This window comes from Rhizobacter koreensis (assembly GCF_013366375.1).
In the GTDB taxonomy this organism is placed as follows: domain Bacteria; phylum Pseudomonadota; class Gammaproteobacteria; order Burkholderiales; family Burkholderiaceae_C; genus Schlegelella_A; species Schlegelella_A koreensis.
Window position 1 is genome coordinate 18528 of sequence record NZ_JABWMJ010000017.1, and the last position, 25422, is coordinate 43949.

Here is a 25422-nt window from a genome sequence, read left to right on the forward strand (position 1 = left end):
GCATTACCGCCTTGTCCAACCCCAGGAGCCCCATATGAGCCACACAGTCATCGTTGCCGGCGTCGGCATGATTCCCTTTGCCAAACCCGGCGCCAGCGAACCCTACAACGTGATGGGCGAGAAGGCGGCGCGCCTGGCGCTGCGGGATGCTGGCGTGGACTACAAGGCCATCGAGCAGGCCTTCGTCGGCTATGTCTACGGCGACTCCACCTGCGGCCAGCGTGCGCTGTACCCGCTGGGCATGACCGGCATCCCGGTGCTGAACGTCAACAACAACTGCTCCACCGGCTCGTCGGCGCTGTTCCTGGCGCGTCAGGCGGTGCAGTCGGGCGCGGCCGAGTGCGTGCTGGCGCTCGGCTTCGAGCAGATGCAGCCCGGAGCGATCAAGGCCGCTTTCGCCGATCGCCCGACACCCTTCGAGCAGTTCGACAGCGTCACCGACGAGTTGGTCGGGCATCCGGAGATCCCGCTGGCGCTGCGCTACTTCGGCGGCGCCGGCAAGGCGCACATGGACAAGTACGGCACCCGGCTTGAGACCTTCGCCGCCATTCGCGCCAAGGCCAGCCGCCATGCGGTGAACAACCCGCTGGCACTGTTCCGCAAGGAGGTATCGGTCGACGACGTGATGGCCGCACCGATGGTCTGGGAAGGCGTGATGACGCGCCTGATGGCCTGCCCGCCCACCTGCGGCGCCGCCGCGGCGGTGATCTGCTCCGAGGCCTACGCCAAGAAGCACGGCCTGAACCGCCAGGTGCGCATTGCCGCGCAGGCGATGACCACCGACTTCCCCAGCACCTTCGAGTCGCACGACATGATGCGCGTCGTCGGCTACGACATGGCGCGCGAGGCCAGCCGCAAGGTCTACGAATCGGCCGGCATCGGTCCGAAGGACGTCGATGTCGTCGAGCTGCACGACTGCTTCGCGCAGAACGAGCTCATCACCTACGAGGGCCTGGGCCTGTGCCCCGAGGGCGGTGCCGAGAAGTTCGTGCGCGACGGCGACAACACCTACGGCGGCAAGGTCGTCACCAACCCTTCCGGCGGCCTGCTCTCCAAGGGTCACCCACTGGGCGCCACCGGTCTGGCGCAGTGCTACGAGCTGACGCACCAGCTGCGCGGCACCGCCGAGCAGCGGCAGGTCAAGGGCGCGCGCACCGCGCTGCAGCACAACCTGGGTCTCGGTGGCGCCTGCGTCGTGACCCTGTACCAAGCGGCTTGAGAAAGGGCCCACCCATGATCGACAAGAAGCACATCGGCTACGCGCCACCGCCCACGGTGTGGACGGTGGAGAAGGGGCGCATCGCCTTCTTCGCCAAGGTGATCGGCCTGACCGACCCGATCCACACCAAGGAGGCGGCGGCCAAGGCCGCGGGCTATCGCGGCATCGTCGCGCCGCCCACCTTCTTCTTCGGCGCCGAGAGCGATGCCGGCGTGTCGATGAAGATGATCCAGGAGTTCGACATCGACCTGGGCAAGGTGCTGCACGGCGAGCAGCGATTCGAGTACCACGCCCCCGTGTGCGCCGGCGACACCCTGCGCATCGACACCAAGGTCACCGACATCTACGACAAGAAGGGCGGCCTGCTCGAGTTCGTGGTGCGTGAGTCCAAGGTCACCAACCAGCTCGGCGAGCACGTGGCGGACATGCGCGGCGTCATCGTCGTGCGCCACGGCTGAGACGCCAGAGGAGACGCACGATGAATTTCGATCCCAAGACCGTGAAGGTGGGCGATGCCATGCCCGCGCTCGAGCTGCCGCCGATCACGCGCACGACGCTGGCCCTGTTCGCCGGCGCGTCGGGTGACCACAACCCGATCCACATCGACCTCGACTTTGCGCGCAAGGCCGGCATGAAGGACGTGTTTGCGCACGGCATGCTGTCGATGGCCTACCTGGCGCGCGCGCTCACGCAGTGGGTGCCGCAAAGCCGCCTGCTGAGCTACGGCGTGCGATTCGCCGCCATCACCCAGGTCGCCGATCGCGTGCAGTGCAGCGGCAAGGTGGTCGAGAAGCTCGAGTACCGCGGGCGCCCCTGCGCGCGCATCGAACTGACGGCCTCGCGCAACGGCGAGCAGGTCACGCTCAGCGGCGACGCCATCGTTGCGCTGGACTGATTTCGTACCCACACCGAACCATACTCATTCTCTTGGAGAGACCCATGAAGAAGCTCGAAGGCAAAGTAGCCATCGTTTCCGGCTCCGGCCGCGGCATCGGCCGCGCCATCGCGATGAAGCTGGCCAGTGAAGGCGCCAAGGTCGTCGTCAACGACCTCGACGCCGGCCCGGCCGAGGAGACCGTGGCCGCCATCAAGGCCGCGGGTGGGCAGGCCCTGGCCTGCGCCGGCAGCGTCACCGCCGACGGCTTTGCCGAGAAGTTCGTCAAGACCGCCATCGACGGCTTCGGCGGCCTGGACATTATCGTCAACAACGCCGGCTACACCTGGGACAACGTGGTCCAGAAGATGACCGACGAACAGTGGCACGCGATCCTCGACGTGCACCTGACGGCGCCGTTCAAGATCCTGCGCGCGGCGGCGGACTTCATCCGCCACCAGTCCAAGGTCGAGGCCGATGCCGGCAAGGAGGTGTTCCGCAAGGTGGTCAACATCTCGTCGGTGGCCGGCACCGGCGGCAACGCCGGCCAGGCCAACTACTCGGCCGGCAAGGCCGGCATCATCGGCCTGACCAAGGCGCTGTCGAAGGAATGGGGCCGCTACAAGGTCAACGTCAACGCGGTGGCCTTCGGCCTGATCAAGACCAGGCTCACCGAGGCCACCGCCGGCGGCAACGCGTCGATCGACGTCGAAGGCCGGCAGATCAAGGTGGGCGTCAACCCGGACCTGATGGCGATGATGGAGCGCGGCATCCCGCTGGGCCGTGGCGGCACGCCCGAGGAGGCCGCGGGCTCGGTGTACCTGCTGTGCACGCCGGAGTCCAACTACATCAGCGGGCAGGTGCTGATCTGCGGCGGCGGGGTCTCGATCTGATCGACCCCCCGGCCGGCTCCGCCGGTCCGTTCCAGCCCGACCGGCGCATGAAAGGTTGTTCAGTTCATGAATCTGACGTTCAGTGACGAGGACCGCGTCTTCCAGCGCGGCGTGCGCGACTGGTTCGCGGCCAACACGCCGGAGGTCTTGCGGCGCAAGGTCGAAAGCGGCCAGATGCTGACCCGCGACGAGATCGTGCATTGGCAGCGCCGCCTGGACGAGCAGGGCTTTCTCGTCGTCGGCTGGCCGAAGGAACACGGCGGCCCGGGTTGGACGCCGACCCAGCGCTACCTGTACGACCTGGAACGCGCCGCCGCCAACGCGCCGGTGGGCCTGTCGATGGGCGTGATCATGCTGGGGCCGGTGCTGATGGCCTTCGGCAGCGACGCGCAGAAGGCGCGCTACCTGCCGCGCATCCGTCGCTGCGAGGACTGGTGGTGCCAGGGCTATTCCGAGCCCGGCGCGGGATCGGACCTGGCCAGCCTGGCGACGACCGCCGTGTCGGACGGCGACGACTACGTGATCAATGGCTCCAAGATCTGGACCACCTATGCGCACTGGGCCACCCACATGTTCTGCCTGGTGCGCACCGCCAACACCGGCAAGAAGCAGGAGGGCATCTCGTTCCTGCTGATCGAAATGGACCGTCCGGGCATCGAGGTGCGCCCGATCGTCTCGATCGATGGCGAGCACCATCTGAACCAGGTCTTCTTCACCGACCTGCGCGTGCCGCGCAGCAACCTGGTCGGCCAAGAAGGGCAGGGCTGGGAGATCGCCAAGTACCTGCTCACGCACGAACGCACCAGCATCGCCGGCGTGGCCGAGTCGAAGGCGGCGATGGCCAACCTGCTGCGTTCGGCCGCCGAGCGCCGCTGGGCCGGCACTCGCCTGATCGACCAGCCGGGGATGGCGGCACGGCTGGCGCGCGCCGAGATCGACCTGACGGCACTCGAGTACACCAACCTGCGTGTGCTGTCGTCCACCGCGGCGGGCAAGGCGCCGGGCCCGGAGTCGTCGCTGCTCAAGCTGATGGGCACGGCCGTGCAGCAGACGCTGTCCGAGCTGGCGCTCGACATCGGCGCCGAGCAGGCCTGGCCCTGGCATCCCGAAGGCGCCTTGGCCGAGGCCGCGCATGTCCACTCGATGGAGCGTTATGCCTTCTTGCGCGCCTGCACCATCTACGGCGGCAGCGACGAGGTGCAGAAGACGGTGCTGGCCAAGTCCATGCTGGCCGGCGCCGCACGCTGAACGGAGTACATGCGCATGGACCTGAACCCCACCCCCGAACAGAAGATGCTGCGCGAGGCGGCGCACAAATACTTTCGTGCCGAGTGTGGCTTCGACGCGCGCGCGCGGTCGCTGGCGTCCGACGGCGGCTGGGGCGCGGCGCACTGGGCGCGCTTCGCCGAGTTCGGCTGGCTCGGCCTGGCCCTGCCGGAAGCCGTGGGCGGCTTCGGCGGCATGCCCGAGCTGATCCAGGTGTGCGAAGCGATGGGCGCGGCGCTGTGCGTCGAGCCCTACCTCGCATCCACCGTGCTGGCGGCGCAGGCGGTGGCCGCTGCGGCCGACGGCGCGCAACAGCGGGCGCTGCTGGTGCCGCTGGTGGAAGGCCGCAGCAAGCTGGCGCTGGCGTACACCGAGGCCGAGTCCGGCCCCGCGCTCGAATGGGTCGAGACACGTGCAAGGCGACAGGGCAGCGGCTGGGTGCTCGACGGCCGCAAGACCGGCGTCGTCGGGCTGCCTTGGGCCGGCACGGTGATCGTCAGCGCCCGCATCGACGGCCAGCCGGGGGATCGCGACGGCATCGCGCTGTTCGCCGTGCCGGCCACGACCGGGGGTGTGGAGATCGTGGCCTATGCGCGCTACGACGGCCTGCGCAGCGGCGAGTTGCGGTTGACCGGGGCGCAGCTCGACGCGGGCGCGCTGCTGGGCGAGCCGGCGCGCGCCCTCGACGCGCTGGAGCGCGCGGTCGATCTCGCGACCATCGCCGCCTGTGCCGATGCGCTGGGCGCGATGTCGGCGGTGCTGCACAAGACCGGCGCCTACCTGGCCACGCGCAAGCAGTTCGGTGCGCCTTTGGCGAGCTTCCAGGTGCTGCAGCACCGCATGGTGGACATGTTCGCGGCGCTCGAGGCGTCGCGCTCGATGGTCGTGATGGCGGCGCTGCATGCCGATGCGGCACCCGACGAGCGTGCCCGCGCGGCGTCGGCGGCGAAGGTGGCCGTGGGCGAGCGCGCGCGCTTCGTCGCCCAGCAGGGCGTGCAGCTGCACGGAGGCGTGGGCATGACCGAGGAGCTGGACATCGGCCATTACTTCCGCCGCCTGACGCTGCTCGAGAAGGCCGATGGCGGCATCGACCACCACCTGCAGCGGTTCGGACGACTGCAGCGCAGGAACTTCGGGCCGTCGGCATGACGGTGATGCCTTCCTCCATATCGACGACCGACGAGGCCTTCGCGCGCAACCGCGACGCCTACCTCGCACGGATTGCCGATCTGCACGCCCGCCGCGCGCGGGCGCTGGTCGGCGGGCCGGAGAAGGCGCGCCGCCTGCACAAGCAGCGCGGTCAGCTGCTGCCGCGCGAGCGGCTGGCGGCGGTGCTGGACCCCGGCTCGCCCTTCCTCGAATTCGGCCAGCTCGCCGGCGACGGCCTTTACGAGGGCGTGCCGCCCGGCGGCAGCATCATCACCGGCGTGGGCCTGGTCAGCGACCGGCCCTGCATGCTGATGATCCACGACGCCACCGTGAAGGGCGCCACCTACTACGGCATCACCGCCAAGAAGCACGTGCGGGCGCAGATGTTCGCCTGGCAGCACCGTCTGCCGTGCATCACGATGGTCCAGTCCGGCGGCGCCAACCTGCCCGAGCAGGCGCACATCTTCCCGGATGACGGCCAGTTCGGCTCGATCTTCTACAACCAGATCCGCATGTCGGCCGAGGGCATCACGCAGATCGCCACCGTGCATGGGCCTTCGACCGCGGGCGGCGCCTACCTGCCGGCGCTGTGCGACATGGCGGTGATCGTGCGCAAGCAAGGCGCGATGTTCCTCGGCGGGCCTGAGCTGGTGTACGCGGCCACCAAGGAAGAGGTCGACGCCGAGACGCTAGGCGGTGGCGAGATGCACAGCCGTGTCAGCGGCGTCACCGACCACCTGGCCGAGAACGACGGCCACGCCATCGCGATCGTGCGCGACCTCGTCGCCCACCTCGGCACGCCGCCCAGGCAGCGCTGGGACGTGGCCCCGGCGCGGCCGCCGCTGCACGACCCGCGCGAGATCTACGGCATCGTCAGCGCCGACACGCGCCACCCCACCGACAACCGCGAGGTCATCGCCCGCCTGATCGACGGCAGCGAACTGCAGGAGTTCAAGCCGCTGTACGGCGACACGCTGATTTGCGGCTTCGCGCGCATCAAGGGCTTCCAGGTGGGCATCCTGGCCAACAACGGTGTCATCTTCTCCGAGGCCGCCGTCAAGGGCGCGCACTTCATCGAACTGGCCTGCCAGCGCGACATCCCATTGCTGTTCGTGGCCGACGTCTCCGGCTTCATGGTCGGCCAGGCGGTCGAGCGCGAGGGCATCGCCAAGCACGGCGCCAAGTTCATCACCGCGATGGCCTCGGCCAACGTGCCGCGCTACACGCTCATCACCGGCGGGTCGTACGCCGCGGCCTATCTGGCGATGTGCGGGCGCCCGTTCAAGCCGCATGCCATGCTGATGTGGCCCAGCGGCCGTGCTGCGCTGATGGGCCCGGAGCAGGCGGCCACCACGCTGACGATGGTGCGCGACCGCATCCACGAGCGCGAGGGCACGCGCTGGACAGACGAAGAGCGCGAGCGCTTCAAGCAGCCGATCCGCGAGCAGTTCGAGGCCTTCGCGAGCCCCTACAACTTCGCCTCCAACCTGTGGTGCGACATGGTGATCGACCCGCTGGAGACGCGCGACACGTTGGCCCTGTTGTTCGAACTGGCCGGCCGCCAGCCGCAACGCGAGACGCGCTTCGGCGTGTTCAGGATGTGATGACGATGCTCGGTTCCGTGCTCCAAGGCCTGCGCGTCGTCGACCTGACGCAGAACGTGGCCGGACCCTACTGCACGCAGATCCTCGCCGACCTTGGCGCGGAAGTGATCAAGATCGAACGGCCGGGCAGCGGCGACGACGCGCGCGCCTGGCGGCCACCCGAGATCGGCGGCATGTCCACCGGCTTTGCCGCGCTGAACCGCAGCAAGAAGAGCGTCGCGCTCGATCTGGACCGGCCCGAGGGCCAGCGCATCGTGGCGCAGCTGGCCGCCGGTGCCGACGTGCTGGTGCACTCGCTCAAGCCCGGCAGTGCCGAAGCGCGCGGGCTGGGGGACGAGCCTCTGCGGGCCGTCAATCCGCGGCTCGTCTACTGCGCCATCAGCGCCTTTGGCGAGGTCGGGCCGATGCGCGGCCTGCCCGGCTACGACCCGCTGATGCAGGCCTTCACCGGCATCATGAGCGTCACCGGCCACGAGGGCGACGAGCCGGCGCGGGTGGGCGTCTCGCTGATCGACCTGGGCACCGGCATGTGGGCGGCGATGGCGGTGCTCTCGGCGCTGCTGCAGCGCGCCGGCACCGGACAGGGCATGCGCGTGGGCGCCAGCCTGCTCGAGACCGGCCTGGCGTGGATGGCGGTGCCGATCGCGAACTACCTGGCCACCGGCCGGCTGCCGCGCAAGATGGGCTCGGGCATGGCGATGATGGTGCCCTACGAGCTGTACGACACCGCCGATGGCCAGGTGTTCATCGCAGCGGCCAACGACCGGCTGTTCGCCCGCATCTGCGACGCGCTCGGGTGCCCCGAGCTGGCGCGCGACCCGCGCTTTGCCGACAATCCCTCGCGCGTGGGCCACCGCGACGCGCTGCACGAGTCGCTGGAAGCGCATACACGGTCGCGCAGCACCGCCGATTGCATAGAGCGGCTGCGCGCCGCCGGTGCGCCGTGCAGCGAGCTGAACAACGTGGCCCAGGTGCTGGAGCAGGAGCAGGTGCACGCCTTGAAGCTGTTGGCCGACGTGCCGCTGCCCCAAGCGAGCGGGCACCGCGCGATCGGCCTGCCCTTCAACAGCGGCGGCCAGCGCGGCCGTGCGCCCGCCGCTCCGCCGGTGCTCGGGGCCGACACCGCGGACGTGCTCGCCGCGCTGGGGCTGGACACGGCGGCGCAGGCGGCGCTCAAGCGCCAGGGCGTGACCGGCTGAACCTCATCGGAAGGACCCGTTCCCACATGGCCATGAACTTCGACTACACCGAGACCCAGGCCCAGATCCGGGCGGCCGTGAAGGACCTGTGCGGGCGCTTCGGCCCAGAGTACTGGCGGCAGCTGGCGCAGGACGGCAAGTACCCCGAGACCTTCGTCGATGAGATGGCAAAGGCCGGCTGGCTGGCCGCGCTGATCCCCGAGGAGTACGGCGGTGCCGGGTTGCCGTTGCTCGACGCCTGCCTGATCCTGCAGGAGATCAACCAGAACGGCGCCAGCGCGGTGCACTGCCACGCGCAGATGTACACGATGGCGTCGATCATGCGCCACGGCAGCGAGGCGCAGAAGCGCCGCACCTTGCCTCGCATCGCCGACGGCAGCCTGCGCCTGCAGGCCTTCGGCGTGACCGAGCCCGACGCCGGCTCCAACACGCTGGCGATCAAGACCTTCGCGCGCCGCGTGCCGGGCGGCTACGTGCTCAACGGCCAGAAGATCTGGACCTCGCGCTACAGCCACTCGCACCTGTACCTGCTGATCGCGCGCACCACGCCGATCGAGGAGGTGAAGAAGAAGACCGACGGGCTGAGCCTTTTCCTGATCGACATCGCCAAGGCCGGCAAGTCGCTCCAGGCGCGACCGATCCGCACGATGATCAACCACCACACCTTCCAGGTCTTCATCGACAACCTCGAGCTGAGCGACGACGACCGCATCGGCGAGGAAGGCAAGGGCTTCCACTACCTGCTCGACTCGCTGCACTCCGAGCGCCTGCTCGTGGCCAGCGAGGCCATCGGCGACGGTCACTGGTTCGTCGGCAAGGCCGCAGCCTACGGGGGTGAGCGCATCGTCTTCGACCGCCCGATCGGTTCCAACCAGGGCGTGCAGTTCCCGATCGCGCGCGCGCACATGAACGTCGAGGCCGCCGAACTGATGCGCAACAAGGCGGCCACGCTGTTCGATGCCGGCCAGTCCTGCGGCCGCGAGGCCACGATGGTGAAGTACCTGGCCAGTGAGGCCGCCTGGGAGGCCGCCGAGGCCGCGATGACCACCTTCGGCGGCTACGGCGTGGCTTGCGACTTCGACATCGAGCGCAAGTGGAAGGAAAGCCGACTGTTCCGCACCGCGCCGATCTCCAACAACCTGGTGCTCGCCCAGGTGGCCGAACACCTGCTGGGCATGCCGCGCTCTTACTGAACCGCGCACGATGGCCACCTACGAAACCCTGCGCATCGAGCCCGCCCCCGGCACCGCCCCCGACGAGGGCGTGCGCTGCCTGATGCTGAACCGGCCCGAGGTGATGAACGCGATGAACACGCAGATGTTCGTCGAGCTGCGCGCGGGGCTGCACGAGTTGGCCTTCGAAGACGGGCTGCGCGTGCTCGTCGTCACCGGCGCGGGCGAGCGTGCGTTCAGCACCGGCGGCGACTTGAAGCAGCGCGATGGCATGACCGACCACCAGTGGCGGCGCCAGCACCAGCTGGCCGAGGAGGTGCTGCTGGCGGTGAAGGACTTCCCGGCGCCGGTGATCGCCGCCGTCGAGGGCCACGCGCACGGCGGTGGCTGCGAGTTGGCGCTGATGTGCGACTGGATCGTCGCCGCGCGCTCGGCGGTGTTCTCCCTGCCCGAGGTGCGCCGCGGCATCATGCCCGGCGGCGGCGGCATCCAGAACCTGGTGCGAGCCGCCGGCGCACGCCGCGCCAAGCAGCTGCTGCTGACGGCGCGGCGCTTTTCCGCCGAGCAGGCGGCGCAGTGGAACATCGTGACCACGCTCGTCGAGCCCGGCCAGGCGCTGGCCGCCGCGGTGGCCGAGGCGCGCGAGGTGGCGCTGGCGGCGCCGATGGCCGTGCACTACGCCAAGGTGGCGGCCTCGCGCGGCGGTGAGGTCGATTTCCACAGCGGCTACACGCTCGACATCGCCGCCTACAACGTGCTCGTGTCGTCGCAGGACCGGCTGGAGGGTGTGCGCGCCTTCAACGAGAAGCGGCCGCCGCGGTGGAGCGGGCGCTGATGTTCCGAAGAATCCTGATCGCCAACCGCGGTGAAATCGCCTGCCGCATCGTGCGCACCTGCAGGCGGCTGGGCATTGCACCGATCGGCGTGCATTCCAGTGCCGACCGCGATGCGCTGCACACCGCATCGATGGACTCGTCGATCGGCGTCGGTGGCGCCAGCGCTGCCGACAGCTACCTGCGCATCGACGCCATCCTCGATGCTGCGCGCCGCGCCGGGGCCGATGCTATCCACCCCGGCTACGGTTTCCTGGCCGAGAACCCGGCCTTCGCCGAGGCGGTGGAGGCGGCGGGGCTGGTGTTCATCGGCCCCACGCCCGACACGCTGCGCCGCTTCGGCCACAAGGGCGAGGCCAAGGCCGAGGCGCGCGCGGCCGGCGTGCCGGTGCTCGGCGGCGGCGAAGAGGCCAGCGCCGACGCCGATGTGGTGGCCGCGCGCGCGCGGGCGCTGCCGCTGCCGGTGCTGCTCAAGCCGGCGGCCGGCGGCGGCGGCAAGGGCATGCACGTGGTGCGCCACGCGGGCGAGCTGCAGGCCGCCATCGGCACCGCGATGCGCGAGGCGAGCAGCGCCTTCGGCGATGCGGCGCTGATCGTCGAACCCTATGTCGAACGCGGGCGCCACGTCGAGGTGCAGATCGCCGGTGATGGCCGCGGCGAGGTGATCCACCTGTACGAGCGCGAGTGCACGCTGCAGCGCCGCCATCAGAAGCTGATCGAGGAGGCGCCCGCGGCGCCGCTGCCCGCCGGGCTGCGCGAGCGTCTACTCGACGATGCGCTGCGTCTGGCGCGCCGGCTGGATTACCGTGGCGTGGGCACGGTCGAGTTCCTCGTCGCGGGAGACCGGCATTGGTTCCTCGAGGTCAATCCGCGGCTTCAGGTGGAACACCCGGTGACCGAGGAGGTGACCGGCATCGACATCGTCGAGCTGATGCTGCGCGTGGCCTGCGGCGAGCGCTTGCCGGTGCGCCAGGCCGACGTGCGCGTGAGCGGCCATGCGGTCGAGGCCCGGCTGTGTGCCGAGGACGCCGAGCACGACTTCCTGCCTGCCACCGGCAGCATCGAGCAGATCGCCTTCCCCAGCGGCGGCGTGCGCGTCGAAACCGGCGTGCGCGCCGGCTCGGTGGTGACGCCGCACTACGACTCGCTGCTGGCCAAGCTCGTCGTGCACGCGCCCAGCCGCGACGAGGCGATCGACCGCGCGCAGGCGGCACTCGCGGCGACGCGGGTGCTGGGCGTGACCACCAACGCCGATTTCCTGCGCCGGCTGTTGGCACGACCCGAGGTGCGCGACGCGGGCTTCCACACCCGCAGCATCGACGAATGGCTGGCGCGGCCAGAGCGGGCCACGCAGGCGGTGCCGCTGGACATCGTGGCCGCGGCCGGACTGTGGTGGATGCTCGATGAACGCGCGCGCGCGTTGGACTGCGGGGCCTGGTCGGGCGCCGACGTCACCGGCTGGCAGTTGCAGGCCGGCGATGACGCGCTGAGCGCGGTGCCCGCGGTGCTGCTGCGCGACGGTGCGAGCGTGCACGAGGTCTACCTGGGCATTCCCGGGCCCGATGGTTTCACCACCGTGCTGGTGGGCGCGCAGCGCCTCCGCTTGGCGTTGCGCGCCCAGGCCGATGGGGGCTGGCAATGCGAACACGGCGTCGAGTTGCAGACGCTGGCCCTGGCCCGTCGCGGCACGAGCCTCTTCGTGCAGGGGGGCGGCGCCAGCCACCAACTGGAAGTGGTGCCCTACCTGGCCCGTGCGACCGCAGGCAGCGCCGGCTCCGGAGAACTGCGCGCGCCTATGATGGGCACCATTCTCGCGACGCACGCCGAGGTGGGGCGGCCGGTGCGCGCCGGCGACGTCGTGGTGACGATGGAGTCGATGAAGATGGAACTGAAGATCTGCGCCGAGCACGATGGCGTGCTTGCCAGCCTGTCGGTGAGCCCCGGTCAGACGGTGGAGCGCGGCCTCGTGGTGGCGGTGGTGGGTGCCGAGACCGATCCTGGGGTGCCCGGCCCTCGAACAGAACGTGAACCAGGAGCACAAACCTCATGAACTACCAGTCCATTCGCCTGACTCGTGACAGCGCGCAGGTGGCGCGCCTGACGCTGGCGCGGCCCGAGATCCAGAACGCGCTGAGCCTGGAGGTCACGCGGGAACTGCGCCACGCGCTGGCCGAGGTGGCCGCCGATGACCAGGTGCGCGCCCTGGTGCTCACCGGCGAGGGCAAGTCGTTCTGTGCCGGCGGCGACCTGAAGTGGATGCAGACCGTGCTGAGCCAGAGTCGCGACCAGCGCATTGCCGACTCGCGCCCGCTGGCCGACCTGTTCTACGAGTTCGACCACCTGCCCAAGGTGGTGATCGGGCGCATCAACGGTCCGGCCACCGGCGGCGGCTTCGGGTTGACCTGCATCTGCGACGTGGTGGTGGCCTCCAGCACCGCGCGCTTCTCGCTCACCGAGGCACGGCTCGGATTGGTGCCGGCCAACATCGGGCCCTATGTCGCGCGCCGGCTCGGGCTGGCGCGCGCGCGGCGCTATGGGCTGACGACGCAGTTCATCGACGCGGCGCAGGCCGAGCGCATCGGCCTGGCGGACCGCGTGGTTGCGCCCGAGGAACTGGACCGCGCGGTGGCCGAGGAACTCGATCTCGTGCTGTCGCTGCCGGTGAGCTCGATCGCCGCCACCAAGAAGCTCTTCAACGACGTGATCGGCCGCCCGCCGCGCGAGTGCATGGACTACACCGCCGCGCTGCTCGCCGATGCCTGGGAGCGGCCCGACGCGGCCGAGGGCATCGCCGCCTTCCTGGGCAAGAGAGCGCCCTCGTGGAAGGTCACCACCGGTTGAAGCCCGACGCAATGCCTGTCCGGAGGACATCGAAATGAACGACGCAGAGACCGTGGTCTACGAGGTGCGCGACGGCATCGCCACCGTGAAGATCAACCGCCCCGAGATCCGCAATGCGCTCTCGCCGGCCGCCGCCAACCGCCTGTACGACTGCTGGGGCGAGGTCGATGCCGACCCCAGCGTGCGCGTGGCCATCCTCACCTCGGCCGACTGCGGCACCTTCTGCGCCGGCCTGGACCTGCGGGAGGCGGCGCGGGTGAAGAAGGAGGAGGGCGTGGACATCCTGACGAAGATGAAGGACCCGTTCCATGCCCGCCAGCGCCGCGTGGCCAAGCCGATCATCGCGGCGATGACAGGGCACCTGATCGCCGGCGGCATGATGCTGTCGCTGAACTCCGACCTGCGCGTAGGCCTGAAGGGCACGCAGGTGGGCATCACCGAGACGCGCATCGCCGGCCGCGGCAGCCCGTGGGCGATCCCGCTGCTGTGGATGCTGCCGCAGCCGCTGCTGATGGAGATGGTGCTCACGGGCGAACTGCAGCCGATCGAGGTCTTCCACGAGCTGCGCTTCATCAACTACCTGGAGGACACGCCCGATGCGGTGCGTGCCCGCGCGCAGGCGCTGGCCGAGCGCATCCGTGACAACGCGCCTCTGTCGGTGATGGCGGGCAAGGAGTCCATCCTCACCGCGATGAGCGCAGGCTGCGAAGCCGGCATGGCGCTGGCGCACAACATCTACCGCGCCGCCTACGCGAGCGAGGACGCGCAGGAAGGCCCCCGCGCCTTCGCCGAGAAGCGCAAGCCGGTGTGGAAGGGCCGCTGAAGCGGCGGCGAGTCGGCGCAGGAGCGGCAGCATGTGCAGCATTGACCCCCTGATTCGCAACAACCGTGCATGGTCGGCCCGCTGCCGTGCGGAGGACCCGCAGTTCTTCACCCGGCTCGCGGGGCAGCAGACGCCGCGCTACCTGTGGATCGGCTGCTCCGACAGCCGCGTGCCGGCCAACGAGATCGTCGGCCTGCGACCTGGCGAAATCTTCGTCCACCGCAACGTCGGCAACCTGGTGGTGCACTCGGACCTGAACTGCCTGACGGTGCTGCAGTATGCCGTGGAGGTGCTGAAGGTAGAGCACGTGCTGGTGGTCGGCCACTACGGCTGCGGCGGGGTGCAGGCGGTGATCGAGCAGCGCCGCACAGGCCTGGCGGACAACTGGCTGCGCCACATCGAGGACGTCGCGCGCAAGCACGAAGCCCGGCTCGAAGTGGCCTCTTCCCCTGCCGAGCGTGCGGTACGCTTGTGCGAGCTCAACGTGATCGAGCAGGTCAGCAACGTCTGCCGCACCACGGTGCTGCGGCGCGCGTGGGAGCGCGGCCAGCAGGTCGAGGTGCACGGTTTCGTCTACGGCCTCGAAGACGGGCTGCTGTACCGGGTCAGCGAAGCGGTGGGCTGCGAATCGAGGGACTCCGGCTATGCCGCTGCGCTCGCGGCGCTAGGCGTGCCCTGAGCCGCGACCGTCCGCCACAACATCAAGCGGACATCAGCCGGATAGGCGTGCCTGCAACTCCGCTACCGCCTCGGGATTGACCAGCGACGACAAGTCCCCCGGGCTGTCTCCACGGTAGACCGCGCGCACCACGCGCCGCATGATCTTCATGTTGCGCGTCTTGGGCAGGTCGCCCACCAGCATCACCTGCCGCGGGCGGTACGAGGTGCCCATGCCCTTGACCACGGCTTCGGACAGTTCGCGTTCCAGCGCCGCGTCGGCGGCGACGCCCGGCATCGGCACGCACACGCAGACGATGGCCGACCCCTTGACCTCGTCGGGCACGCCGATCACAGCCGCTTCCGAAACTTTGCCCGTGCTGGTGAGCAGGGTCTCGATCTCCGAAGGGCCGGTGCGCTTTCCCGAGACCTTGATCGTGTCGTCGCTGCGGCCGAGGATGTAGACGAGTCCGTCTTCGTCGCGCATCGCGAAGTCGCCGTGAACCCACAGGCCGGGCAGGGTGCGCCAGTAGCTGTCGAGGTAGCGCTCGTCGTCGCGCCACAGGCTCTTGGTGAAGCCGATGTTGGGATTGCGCAGCACGAGTTCGCCCACCTGTCCCGGGCCCACGGGCTTCCCGGCGTCATCGACGATGTCCACGCCCACGCCCAGGCCGCCCATGCCGAACGAACCCGGGCGCAGCGGGTGGTGTACGGTGCCGGTGAAGTTGCAGCCTCCGACCTCGGTGCCGCCGACGATGTTCAGGAACGGCAGTTGGCCCTTGCAGACATGCTCGAAGAACCAGCGCCAAGGCGCTTCGGTCCAAGCCTCGCCGCCGGAGACGGTGATGCGCAGCGACGAGAGGTCGTAACGTCCGACCTCCTGGTCGCCGTGGCGCATCAGACCGCGGATCAGCGTGGGTGCCACGCCGAGGTAGGTGACCTTGTGGTACTGCAGCAGCCGCCAGAAGCGGCCGGTGTCGGGATAGTCGGGCGTGCCTTCGGCCACCAGCAGGCTGCCGCCGAAGTAGCTGGGGATGCAGGCGCACATCGCGCCCACCATCCAGCCCATGTCGCTCATGAAGAAGAAGCGGTCGCTCGAACGGAAGTCGCCGCAGATGTGCATGTCGCGCGTGACCATCGAGCCGAGGAAGCCCACGTGCGTCCACACGCAGCCCTTGGGCTTGCCGGTGGTGCCCGAGGTGTACAGCAGCACCGCCGGATCGTCGGCGGCCATCTCGGTCGTGGCGCGCTCGGCGGACTGCTCCGCCACGGCCGCAGCCCAGTCGACATCGCGTCCCGGGGTCATGGGGCAGGGCAGGGCTGTGCCCAGGTGCCGCAGCACCAACACGTTCCGGACACTGGGCACCGCTGCCAGCGCCTCGTCGAGCACCGACTTCATCGCGCCCGGGGTGCCGCGGCGCCAGGTGCCGTCGACGGTGAGCACGACCTTGGCCTCGCCGTCGTTCAGACGCGCCACCAGCGGCTGCGGCCCGAAGCCGGAGAACAGCGGCATGACGACGGCGCCGATCTTCAGCACGGCAAAGAACGCGATGAAGGTCTCGGGCAGGTTGGGCATGTACAGGCCCACCCGGTCGCCGCGCTGCACGCCCAGCGCCTCGAGCGCACCGGCTAGCCGGCAGACCTCGGCGTCGAACTCGCGGTAGCTCAGTTCGCGCCGGGCGTTGGGTGCCGTCGGATCCTCGCTCTCCCAGGCGATGAAGGTGCGATCCCAGGTGGGGGTGCCACGGTGCCGGTCGATGCAGTTGAGCACGATGTTGGTCGTGCCGCCGACGCACCAGCGCGCCCACTCGATGCCGCGCGAGGTGTCGAGCATGCGCTCGTACGGCTTGTAGAAGCGGAAATCGCAGAACCCGAACACCTGCTCCATCAGCCAGGCTGGGTCCGCGTCGGCGCGGCTCTGCAGGCTTTGCAGGTCGGGCTGGCCGGTGTACCGGATGAATGCCGTGAGGTTGGAGCCGGCAATCGTCTCCGGCGACGGTATCCAAGCAAACGGTCGTTTGGTAGACTGCATTCTCGCAAGGTTAACGCAAGGGGCGTGCGCCGTCCAGCGTGTACACGCCGGTCCCGCGCTGCCCGCCAGGAGAGATCCCGATGCATGTCGACGACGCCATCCGCAGCCGCAAGTCCGTGCGGCGCTTTCTGCCCACGCCGGTGCCAGTCCCGGTGGTGCGCCACATCCTGGAGGTATCGGCGCGCGCGCCCAGCGGCAACAATGTGCAGCCTTGGCGCGTCTACGCAGTTGCCGGAGAACCGAAGAATCGGCTGTGCAATGCCATCGTGCAGGCCGCCACGACCGACCCCGACCGCCATCAGCCCGAGTACGCGTACTATCCAACGCAGTGGGTCGAACCCTATCTCGATCGCCGCCGCCGCTGCGGCTTCGGCCTGTATGCCTCGCTGGGGATCGCACGCGACGACGCCCAGGCGCGTGAACTGCAGATGCTCCGCAACTACATCTTCTTCGATGCCCCGGTGGGACTGCTCGTCACGCTGGACCGGCGCCTGAACACCGGCAGCTTCATGGACCTGGGCATGTTCATTCAGAACATCATGGTCGCGGCCCGCGCCCAGGGCCTGCACACCTGTGCGCAAGCCGCGTTCGCCTGGTTCCACAAGATCGTGCGCGAGCAACTGCCGCTGTCTGAACACGAGATCCTCGCCTGCGGCATCGCGCTTGGCCACGAGGATCCGGCGGCCCCCGAGAACGCCTTCATCACCGAGCGCGCACAGCCCGATGAGTTCGCACACTTTGCCGGTTTCGGGGCCGCACGGTGAGGCAGCCGGGGGACGGCTGAAGACGGGCATACTTCGGCGCAACTGCGATGAAGACGCTGCTGGTCGTCCACCACTCCATGACGGGCGGCACCACCCAGATGGTCGAGGCCGCGATGCACGCGGCGCGCCACGAAGACGGGATCGAGGTCGTCGCCCGGCGCGCGTTCGATGCCGGTGCGACGGACGTGCTGAGCGCCGATGGCTACCTCTTCGCCACGCCGGAGAATCTGGCCGCCATGTCCGGTGCACTCAAGGACTTCTTCGACCGAGCCTACTATGCCGCGCTCGGCCGCATCAACGGGCGGCCTTACGCCGCCATGGTCTGTGCCGGCACCGACGGCAGCATGGCGGTGCGGCAGATCGAGCGTGTTGCCACCGGTTGGCGGCTGCGCTCGGTCGCCGAGCCGCTGATCGTGCGCACCGGCGCACAGACTCCCCAGGCCATCCTCGCGCCCAAGCACATCGCCCCTGCCTCCCTGCGGCAATGTGCCGATCTGGGCCAGGCGCTTGCGGCGGGTCTGGCGTGCGGCGTGTTCTGAAGGGGTGTCGGCCGGCGCGTCGGCGGCTGCGATCGCGGCGACCGAGCCGCGTCGCTCAGACCGGACGCACCAATGACCGCGCATAGACCCTGTAGGTGCCGAGCCCGCGCGCGATCAGCGGGCCATAGAGGTCGTTGTGCCGCAACTGCACCGACACGTAGGCCACGGTCTTGCCGATGTGGTCGGGCGAGCCGGTGGCGAACAGCACGCCGTCACGTACGCCCAGCAGGAAGTCGGTCGTCAGCGTGACGGTCACCGACGACATGATGATCTGGCCGCTGGCAGGGACCCGTTGGTCGATCAGCGAGCGGCCGCCGATAGCGTCCAGCAGCGTGAGGCTCACGCCGCCGTGCAGCACGCCGTGCGGGTTGAGCAGCTCGCGCCGCACCGGCAACCGGAGGTGTGGGCGACCATCGGCAACGATGGTCTCGTACCCGACCAGTTCCTGGAACGGGCCGTGAACATGTGTCGGTGTCGACACGGCCGAACGTTCAATCGGTGACCGGGATCGGATCGGACACGCGATCGAACTTGCCGCCCTTGGCATCGGAGCGCAGCACGAGCACGCTGCTGGGCGACTGCCTCTGCGTGGCGCTGAAGCTGATCGGCGAGGTGAGCCCGTCGGTGCGGAAATCTTTCGTCGATTCGAGCTTGTCGACCACGCAGGCGCGCGTCAGCGCTTTGCCGCAGCGGCGAACGGCGTCTTCCATCAGCAGCGCGCCGACATAGGCGGTGATGGAGTAGCGGTTGAGCTGCTTCTGTTCGTCGGCGCTGAGGTACTTCTGCGTCAACGCGATGAACTTGGCCATGCCGGGGACCGTCAGGTCGGTCAGTGGCGGCACGTAGTCGGCCACGTAGTAGCCGTCTCCGGCCGGACCCGCGAGTGCCTGCACCGGCGTGAGGTGTGCGGAGTGGATGGTCAGGAAGGTCACGGGCATCTGGTTCTTCGCCGCCTCCTTCATGAGCATCGAATGCTCGGCCACCACGCCGCCCGATGCGATGAAGGAGGCCCCGGCCCGCTTCAGGCTCAGCATCTCGGCAGAGAAGTCCTTGGTGCCGCGCTTGAACGAGATCTCGGCCACGCTGTTCAGGCCCAGTGCCTTGACAGCCTTCTGGTAGCCGCAGCGCACATCCGCGCCGAACTCGTCGTCCTGGTAGACGAGCGAGAACTTCTCCTTCTGCAGGTTCTTGCTCTTGACCAGGTGCGTCATTCCGGCGGCCAGCTCCTGGCAATAGGTCGGACCGAGGATGAACACCGTCTTGCGCGGTGGCGTGAAGTGCGAGGCCGACACCGCCATGCCGTTGATGGTGGGGATCTTCTGCTCCTCGATATAGGGCAGCATGGCCTGCATCATCGCGGCGCCCGAGGTGCCCAGCAGCGCGAAGATGTTCTCCACCTCGTTGAGCCGCTTGATGCCCTGCAGCGCACGCTGCGGCACATAGCCATCGTCGTCCTGGCGGATCTCGACCTTCCGGCCGTGGATGCCGCCGCGTGCATTGACGTCCTGCTCCCACACCTTCAGGGCCAGCATGTGGGCCTTGCCGAGCAGGCTGGGCGGCCCGCTAACCGGCGTGACCGATCCCAGGATGAGCTGTGTGTCGGTGACGCCGGGTTCCGCGGCCGCAGCGGTGAGGGAATGGGCCGACAGGCCAATGGCCGCGGCAGCGAGCAGGGGACGCAGCGGAAGCGAGGTTTGCATGTGTGTGCGACGATGGGTCGATGAAGGGGTGAATCGGGCAATCACTTGTCCGTCAGCCAGTCCGAGGCGCGCTCGAACTTGCCGGCGGCGACGTTGGCTTTGAGCAGGATCGGACGGGTGCCGCTCTGCCGGATGCCAGGGCCGAAGCTCAGCGGGGCCATGATGCCGTCGCTGGCGAAATTCTTGGTCTGCTCCAGCTTCTGCACGACGCAGGCGCGCGTGAGATTCCGTCCGCAGGCCTGCAGGGCCGACTCCAGGAGCATCGCCGCCACGTAGCCGGTCAGCGAGTAGCGGTTCATGGCCTTGACGTCGTCGGCAGTGAGGTACCTGTAGGCCAAGGCGTTGAGCCGGCCGATGCCCTGGGTCTCGGTGTCGGTGATCGGCGGCACGTAGTCGGCGATCAGCAGGCCTTCCGCGGCGCTGCCGGCCAGTTGCAGCACCGCACCCAGGTGCGAGGGGTGTGCCGCCAGTCGAACGACGTCCATGCCGTTCTTCTGGATCTCCTTGAGCATGGTGGCCGTCTCGCTGATGATGCCGCCCACGAGCACGAAGTTCGCGCCGGACTTCTGCACCGCCAGCACCTCGGCGGAGAAGTCCTTCTGGGCGCGCTTGTAGGGCACGTCGATCGCGCTGCTCAGCCCGGCGGCCTTGAGCGCCGCGTCGTAACCGCACTTGACGTCGGCGCCGAAGTCGTCGTCCTGGTAGATCAGCGCGAACTTCCCCTTCTGCAGCTTGCGCGTGGCGATCAGGTGTTTCATCGCACCCGTGATTTCCTGGCAGTAGGTGGCGCCGACGTTGAAGACGGTCTTGCGCGGGGGGGTGAAGTGCGGGCCGGCGACGGCGGCGAAGTTGATCGCCGGGATCTGGTTCTCCTCGATCGTCGGCATCATCGCCATCAGGTGCGAGGAACCCGATGTGCCGACGACGGCGAAGACCTTGTCGACGTCGACGAGCTTCTTGATCGCCTGCACCGAGCGCTGCGGCACGTAGCCGTCTTCCTCGACGCGCAGCTCGATCTTGCGGCCATGGATGCCACCGCGCGCGTTGACGTCCTTCTCCCACACGCGCAGCGCGATGACGCCGGCCTTGCCGATCAGGCTGGGCGGCCCGGTCTGCGGCAGTACGCTGCCGATGACGAGGCGGTCGTCGAACACGCCGGGATCCGTGGCATGCGCAGCGGCGGCCAAGGCACACAGCGCGGCGGCCAGGAGAGGGCGCAGGCTAGGAACGATTCTGCTCATGTCGGTCTCCTCATGGTGAGCGGGGCCGCTGCCCCCGTGGGTGATGGCTCTAGTAGCGGAACGGCCAATGCGTCCAGTAGTGCTTCAGGTCGCGCCAACGGCCGATCAGGCCATCGGGCTCGAAGCGCAGGAACAAGACGATGGCCAACCCGTAGACGATGCCCTTGATCTCGAATGCGGCGGTGGAGAGTGCCCCCGACCCCAGCGCGCTGAAGAGCAAGCCGAGGCCTTCGTTGAGCACGAAGATGAACACGGCGCCGAGCAGCGCGCCTGACACCGTGCCCAGGCCGCCGACGATCAGCATCGACAGCGCCTCGATCGACACCAGCAGGCTGAAGCTGTCGACGTTGAGGTAGCGCGTATAAAAGGCCAGTAACGCGCCGGCCACGCCCGTGTAGAAGGCACTCACCGTGAAGGCGAGCAGGCGCCAGCGCACCAGGTTCACGCCCATCGCGCGCGCGGCGATGTCGTGCTCGCGGATCGCCATCAGCGCCCTCCCGACGCGGCTGCGTTGCAGGTTCAGCGTGGCAAACACCGCCAGCAGCAGCACCGCCAGAACCACGTAGTAGTAGCCGCCCTCGGCCGCGAGCGGCCGGCCGAACAGCGCCGGCTGCGGCACTGTCAAGCCTTCGGAGCCGCCGGTCAGTGCGCCGCCGTTGAGGATGAGGTGGTTGATGATCACCGCGAAGGCCATCGTCGTGATCGCCAGGTACAGGCCCTTCAAGCGCAGCGAGGGCACGCCGACCACCAGGCCCGCGACGGCGGCGCCAATGCCGCCGGCCAGGATCGACAGCGGCATCGGCCAGCCGTAGCGGCCGGCAACGATCCCGGCCGCGTAGGCACCCACGGCGAGGAAGCCGGCGTGGCCGAGCGAGATGAGCCCGGTGGTGCCGGTGAGGATGTTGAGCCCCAACACGCCGACGGCAGTGATCATCATCAGCAGCAGCAGCGAGACGAAGTACTTGCCGATGAGCAGCGGCGCGAGCGCGATCGCCGCCACCAGCACGATCGACCAGACAATGACCGGCACCGAGTCGGTCAGCACCAGCAACTGGCGGTAGTCTTGTTTGAAGTTTCCGCTGCGCATCACACTCGCTCGATCTCGGCTTTGCCGAAGAGGCCGTAAGGGCGGACCATGAGAACCACGAGGATCAGCACGAAGCCGGCGATCTCCTTCATGCCGCGGCCGATGTAGCCTTCGGAGAGGTTCTCGACCACACCGATCAGCACCCCGCCCAGCGCGGCACCGAACACCGAATCCAGCCCGCCAAGGATCACCGCCGGGAAGCTGCGCAGCCCGGTGAGCCACATGCCTGGATTGAGGTCGTAGATCACCCCGACGAGCACGCCTGCGATGGCTGCAAGTCCGGCTGAGAGCGCCCATGACAGCGCAAAGATGCGCTTGACGTTGATGCCCATGAGCAACGCCGTCGTTTGCAGGTTGGCGGTGGCACGCATCGCGATGCCCGTGCGCGAGTAGCGGAAGAACACCCAGAGCGCACCCACGACGCAGACCATGATGCCCAGCGCGTACAGCTGCGCCGGAAACACACCGGCCGGGCCGATCCGGATGGGCTCGGTCGACAGCCCGGTGGCCAGCGGCATCGGATCGGCGCCCCAGACGAGCACGACCACCGAGCGGATGATCACGGCCAGGCCAATGGTCACCATGACGGTGGAGAACACCGGCTGGCCCAGCATCGGGCGGATCAGGAGCACTTCGATCAGCATGCCGATCAGCACCGACACCACGACCGAGGCCAGCAGAAGCGCAAAGAACCCCAGCTTGAACGTGCCCACGAGCGTGAAGCCGATGTAGGCCACCAGCATCATCAGCTCGCCCTGGGCGAAGTTCACCACGCCGGTGGCGCGGAAGATCATCGCGAATCCCATGCCGATGAAGCCGTAGATCAATCCCACCGCCACGCCGGAGACCAGTAATTGAAAGAAGTAGTCCATCAGGCCGTGCCTCCGCCATAGATCAGTTCGATCTCGCGCGCGAACTTCTTGCCGATGATGTTGCGGCGAACCTTCTGCGTGGCGGTCAGCTCGCCGTCGTCGTGATCGAGTTCCTTCTCGAGGATCAGGAACTTGCGGATGTTTTCCACCCGCGCGAACAGCTTGTTCACGCGCCTGACTTCCGCATCGACCAGTTCGCGCACCTCGGGCAGCTGCGACAGGCTGCGGTAGGTGGTGAACGCCAGTCGTTTCTCCTGCGCCCACTTTCCCACGGTGTCGTAGTCGATCTGGACCAAGGCAGAGAGGAAGTGGCGGCCGTCGCCCAGCACGATGGCTTCGCGGATGTACAAGCTGTCCTTGAGTGCATTCTCGATCTCCGAGGGCGAGATGTTCTTGCCGCCGCTGGTGATGATGATGGCCTTCTTGCGATCGACGATCATCAGTTCGCCGTTGGGGGCCTGTGCCACGATGTCGCCGGTGTGCAGCCAGCCGTCTTGTACCGTCAGCGCGGTGGCGTTGTTGTCGTGGATGTAGCCCTTGAAGACGGCGGGGTGCTTGACGACGAGTTCGCCGTCCTCGGCGATCTTCCAGTTCAGCCCTTCGATCGGTGTCCCGGTGGCGCCCAGGCGCACGGCCTGGGGATGCTGGTGGAAGATCACCCCGCCGGACTCGGTCATTCCGTAGACCTGATAGACGGGGAGGCCCAGGATTCGGAAGAACTTCAGCACCTCGGGCGAGACGCTGGCGCCGCCGCAGAAGCCGCAGCGCATGCGATCGAGACCGACGAACTTCTGCAGGTTCCGGAACATCAGCAGCCACAGCAAGCCGAACTGCAAGCGGTCGCCGAGCGTGCGCTGCCCGCCGTGCTGCTCGACGCGCTCGAAGAGCGCCTTGCCCGAATCGAAACAGCGCTGGAAGGCCCAGCGCTGCAGGCGCGTCGCGTCCTGCATTCGCATCAGGATGCCCTGCTGCAGCTTCTCCCAGATGCGCGGCACGCCGAGGAACACCTTGGGTGCGATCTCGCGCAGGTTGGCTGCCACCGTGTCGATGGACTCGGCGTAGTTCACCACGCCGCCGGTCATCATGTGCATGACGGTCGAGAAGGCGCGCTCGGCCACATGGCACAGCGGCAGGTAGCACAGCACCTCCATGTTCTGCTGGTCCAGCCCGAAGCAGCGGCGTAGCTTGTCGGTGGTCACGAGCAGATTGCGGTGCGACAGCATCGCGCCCTTGGGCGGCCCGGTGGTGCCCGAGGTGTAGACCAGCATGCAGGTGTCGTCGGGCTGCGTTGCAGCGACGCCGTCGTCGAATGCGCGCGCCTGATCGGGTGACTCGGCGGCATACTGGTCACCGAGTTCGAGCACTTCGTCGAACGACAGCAGATTGTCGCGCGGATACTGGCGCATGCCCTTCATGTCCACCGCGATGATCTTCACCACGTCGGGCAGGCCGACCTCGTGCTTGCTCATTGCGTCGAGCACCTTGTCGACCTGCTCCTGGTCGCCGCAGACCACGAATCGACTGTTGGAGTGGTGGACGATGTACTGTAGTTCGGGCCAGGGGTTCGTCGGATAGATGCCTACCACCACGCCGCCGATGGCCTGCGTGCCCAGATCGGCGAACATCCACTGCGGCGTGTCCTCGCTGGCAATGGCCAGGCGCTCGCCGCGCCGGAATCCCAGCTTCAGCAGGCCGAGCGCGAAGCGCCGCGCGGTGTCTTGATACTCGCGCCAGGTCATCCGGTTCCAGATGCCCAGGTCCTTCTCGCGCAGTGCCAGGGCATCGGGTGTCGTGCTCGCCCAGTGCTGCAACAGCCTGGGCAGGGTGTGTTCGCCGTTGTTCAGAGCGGCGTCCAGGCTGCTTTCGCCGATGGTCTTCATGCCGCCTTCGCTCCGCCCAGATAGGCTTCGATGACCGCCGGGTCGGCCGAGACCTGCGCCGGCGTGCCTTCGGCGATCTTGCGGCCGAAGTTCAGCACGCAGATGCGGTCGGAGATGTCCATCACGATGCCCATGTCGTGCTCGACCATCAGCACGGTGATGCCGAGTTCGTCGCGGATGTCGAGCACGAAGCGCGCGATGTCCTCGGTCTCCTCGGTGTTCATGCCCGAGACCATCTCATCGAGCAGCAGCAGCTTGGGCTCGGTTGCGAGCGCTCGACCCAGCTCGACGCGCTTTTGCATGCCATAGGACAGCGCGCCGACCGGCATGTCGCGGATGTCCTCGATCTCCAGGAAGTCGATGATCTCCTCGACCTTGCGGCGATGCTCCAGTTCCTCGCGCCGCGCCCGGCCGAGGAACCAGGCGGCGTCGAAGACGTTGGTGCGCATGTGGCAGTGGCGTCCCACCAGCAGGTTCTGCACCACCGTGGCGTGCTTGAACACGGCCAGGTTCTGGAAGGTGCGCCCGATGCCCATCAGTGGCATGCGGTGCGACGGCATGCCGCTGGTGTCGCGGCCGTCGAAGTGCACGGTGCCGCTCGAAGGGGGCACGATGCCGCTGATCATGTTGAACGTGGTCGTCTTGCCGGCGCCGTTGGGCCCGATCAGCGAGTAGATCTCGCCGCGGCCGACGTGAAAGCTCACGCCCGAAACCGCTTCGACGCCGCCGAAGCGCTTGGAGAGGCCTTCGACCCTGAGCAGACTGTCGTGGTGCATG

Annotated in this window: 24 protein-coding genes; 16 read left to right on the forward strand and 8 right to left on the reverse strand. The window is 68.4% G+C overall.

Annotated elements, in window-relative coordinates:
- Nucleotides 1–34: 34 nt before the first annotated feature.
- From HQN59_RS23895 to can, 14 genes are all read left to right on the forward strand, one after another.
- Complete coding sequence (locus HQN59_RS23895; RefSeq protein ID WP_176071655.1) at nucleotides 35–1219, forward strand: lipid-transfer protein; 1185 nt, start codon at nucleotides 35–37, stop codon at nucleotides 1217–1219.
- A gap of 14 nt (nucleotides 1220–1233) precedes the next feature.
- Nucleotides 1234–1677 (forward strand): MaoC family dehydratase N-terminal domain-containing protein, encoded by a 444-nt coding sequence (locus tag HQN59_RS23900; protein WP_176071656.1) that lies wholly within the window; start codon nucleotides 1234–1236, stop codon nucleotides 1675–1677.
- A 20-nt stretch (nucleotides 1678–1697) separates the two neighbouring features.
- Nucleotides 1698–2114, forward strand: a complete 417-nt coding sequence (locus HQN59_RS23905) for a MaoC family dehydratase (protein WP_176071657.1) — start codon at nucleotides 1698–1700, stop codon at nucleotides 2112–2114.
- 44 nt (nucleotides 2115–2158) lie between these two features.
- Nucleotides 2159–2986 carry an SDR family NAD(P)-dependent oxidoreductase gene (locus tag HQN59_RS23910; protein ID WP_176071658.1) on the forward strand — a complete coding sequence of 276 codons (828 nt, stop codon included), beginning with the start codon at nucleotides 2159–2161 and terminating at the stop codon, nucleotides 2984–2986.
- A gap of 66 nt (nucleotides 2987–3052) precedes the next feature.
- Complete coding sequence (locus HQN59_RS23915) at nucleotides 3053–4234, forward strand: acyl-CoA dehydrogenase family protein (RefSeq protein ID WP_176071659.1); 1182 nt, start codon at nucleotides 3053–3055, stop codon at nucleotides 4232–4234.
- Between the two features lie 15 nt (nucleotides 4235–4249).
- Nucleotides 4250–5401, forward strand: a complete 1152-nt coding sequence (locus tag HQN59_RS23920; RefSeq protein WP_176071660.1) for an acyl-CoA dehydrogenase family protein — start codon at nucleotides 4250–4252, stop codon at nucleotides 5399–5401.
- Nucleotides 5398–7005 carry an acyl-CoA carboxylase subunit beta gene (locus HQN59_RS23925; protein ID WP_176071661.1) on the forward strand — a complete coding sequence of 536 codons (1608 nt, stop codon included), beginning with the start codon at nucleotides 5398–5400 and terminating at the stop codon, nucleotides 7003–7005. The genes HQN59_RS23920 and HQN59_RS23925 overlap by 4 nt, the downstream gene beginning before the upstream one ends.
- Before the next feature lie 5 nt (nucleotides 7006–7010).
- A complete protein-coding gene (locus HQN59_RS23930; protein WP_176071662.1) occupies nucleotides 7011–8204 on the forward strand; it encodes a CaiB/BaiF CoA transferase family protein in 1194 nt (397 codons plus the stop codon).
- Between the two features lie 32 nt (nucleotides 8205–8236).
- The gene (locus tag HQN59_RS23935) at nucleotides 8237–9397 is read left to right on the forward strand and encodes an acyl-CoA dehydrogenase family protein (protein WP_176071700.1); all 1161 of its coding nucleotides are present in this window, start codon (nucleotides 8237–8239) and stop codon (nucleotides 9395–9397) included.
- 10 nt (nucleotides 9398–9407) lie between these two features.
- Nucleotides 9408–10211, forward strand: a complete 804-nt coding sequence (locus HQN59_RS23940; RefSeq protein WP_176071663.1) for an enoyl-CoA hydratase/isomerase family protein — start codon at nucleotides 9408–9410, stop codon at nucleotides 10209–10211.
- Entirely contained in the window at nucleotides 10211–12259 is a 2049-nt protein-coding gene (locus HQN59_RS23945) for an acetyl/propionyl/methylcrotonyl-CoA carboxylase subunit alpha (protein ID WP_176071664.1), read from the forward strand. Before HQN59_RS23940 ends, HQN59_RS23945 begins: the two co-directional genes overlap by 1 nt.
- Nucleotides 12256–13050 (forward strand): enoyl-CoA hydratase-related protein, encoded by a 795-nt coding sequence (locus HQN59_RS23950; RefSeq protein ID WP_176071665.1) that lies wholly within the window; start codon nucleotides 12256–12258, stop codon nucleotides 13048–13050. The genes HQN59_RS23945 and HQN59_RS23950 overlap by 4 nt, the downstream gene beginning before the upstream one ends.
- A 34-nt stretch (nucleotides 13051–13084) precedes the next feature.
- Nucleotides 13085–13873, forward strand: a complete 789-nt coding sequence (locus HQN59_RS23955) for an enoyl-CoA hydratase/isomerase family protein (RefSeq protein ID WP_176071666.1) — start codon at nucleotides 13085–13087, stop codon at nucleotides 13871–13873.
- Between the two features lie 31 nt (nucleotides 13874–13904).
- On the forward strand, nucleotides 13905–14552 hold the full coding sequence (can, locus tag HQN59_RS23960) for a carbonate dehydratase (protein ID WP_176071667.1): 648 nt from the start codon (nucleotides 13905–13907) through the stop codon (nucleotides 14550–14552).
- A gap of 33 nt (nucleotides 14553–14585) precedes the next feature.
- Here can and HQN59_RS23965 read toward each other — a convergent pair whose 3' ends face one another.
- Nucleotides 14586–16562, reverse strand: coding sequence for an AMP-binding protein (locus HQN59_RS23965; protein WP_176071668.1), 1977 nt, complete (start codon nucleotides 16560–16562; stop codon nucleotides 14586–14588).
- A gap of 80 nt (nucleotides 16563–16642) precedes the next feature.
- Here HQN59_RS23965 and HQN59_RS23970 point away from each other — a divergent pair, with 80 nt between their 5' ends.
- Together HQN59_RS23970 and HQN59_RS23975 are read left to right on the forward strand one after the other, a co-directional pair.
- On the forward strand, nucleotides 16643–17326 hold the full coding sequence (locus HQN59_RS23970) for a nitroreductase (RefSeq protein ID WP_176071669.1): 684 nt from the start codon (nucleotides 16643–16645) through the stop codon (nucleotides 17324–17326).
- Nucleotides 17327–17373: 47 nt separating this feature from the next.
- Entirely contained in the window at nucleotides 17374–17865 is a 492-nt protein-coding gene (locus tag HQN59_RS23975) for a flavodoxin family protein (protein WP_176071670.1), read from the forward strand.
- A 55-nt stretch (nucleotides 17866–17920) separates the two neighbouring features.
- On the opposite strand, the gene HQN59_RS23980 is transcribed toward HQN59_RS23975, so the two are convergent.
- Genes HQN59_RS23980 through HQN59_RS24010 form a run of 7 tightly spaced genes read right to left on the reverse strand, consistent with a single transcriptional unit; the run spans nucleotide 17921 to nucleotide 25421 of the window.
- Nucleotides 17921–18346 (reverse strand): PaaI family thioesterase, encoded by a 426-nt coding sequence (locus tag HQN59_RS23980; protein WP_342451300.1) that lies wholly within the window; start codon nucleotides 18344–18346, stop codon nucleotides 17921–17923.
- A 10-nt stretch (nucleotides 18347–18356) separates the two neighbouring features.
- Nucleotides 18357–19610: an ABC transporter substrate-binding protein gene (locus HQN59_RS23985; RefSeq protein ID WP_342451301.1), complete on the reverse strand. Its 1254-nt coding sequence runs from the start codon at nucleotides 19608–19610 to the stop codon at nucleotides 18357–18359.
- Nucleotides 19607–20806, reverse strand: a complete 1200-nt coding sequence (locus tag HQN59_RS23990) for an ABC transporter substrate-binding protein (protein WP_176071672.1) — start codon at nucleotides 20804–20806, stop codon at nucleotides 19607–19609. Before HQN59_RS23990 ends, HQN59_RS23985 begins: the two co-directional genes overlap by 4 nt.
- A gap of 49 nt (nucleotides 20807–20855) precedes the next feature.
- Nucleotides 20856–21893: a branched-chain amino acid ABC transporter permease gene (locus HQN59_RS23995; protein WP_176071673.1), complete on the reverse strand. Its 1038-nt coding sequence runs from the start codon at nucleotides 21891–21893 to the stop codon at nucleotides 20856–20858.
- Nucleotides 21893–22765, reverse strand: coding sequence for a branched-chain amino acid ABC transporter permease (locus HQN59_RS24000; RefSeq protein WP_176071674.1), 873 nt, complete (start codon nucleotides 22763–22765; stop codon nucleotides 21893–21895). The genes HQN59_RS23995 and HQN59_RS24000 overlap by 1 nt, the downstream gene beginning before the upstream one ends.
- Nucleotides 22765–24645 carry an AMP-dependent synthetase/ligase gene (locus HQN59_RS24005; RefSeq protein WP_176071675.1) on the reverse strand — a complete coding sequence of 627 codons (1881 nt, stop codon included), beginning with the start codon at nucleotides 24643–24645 and terminating at the stop codon, nucleotides 22765–22767. Before HQN59_RS24005 ends, HQN59_RS24000 begins: the two co-directional genes overlap by 1 nt.
- Nucleotides 24642–25421, reverse strand: a complete 780-nt coding sequence (locus HQN59_RS24010; RefSeq protein ID WP_176071676.1) for an ABC transporter ATP-binding protein — start codon at nucleotides 25419–25421, stop codon at nucleotides 24642–24644. The genes HQN59_RS24005 and HQN59_RS24010 overlap by 4 nt, the downstream gene beginning before the upstream one ends.
- Nucleotide 25422 lies beyond the last annotated feature (1 nt).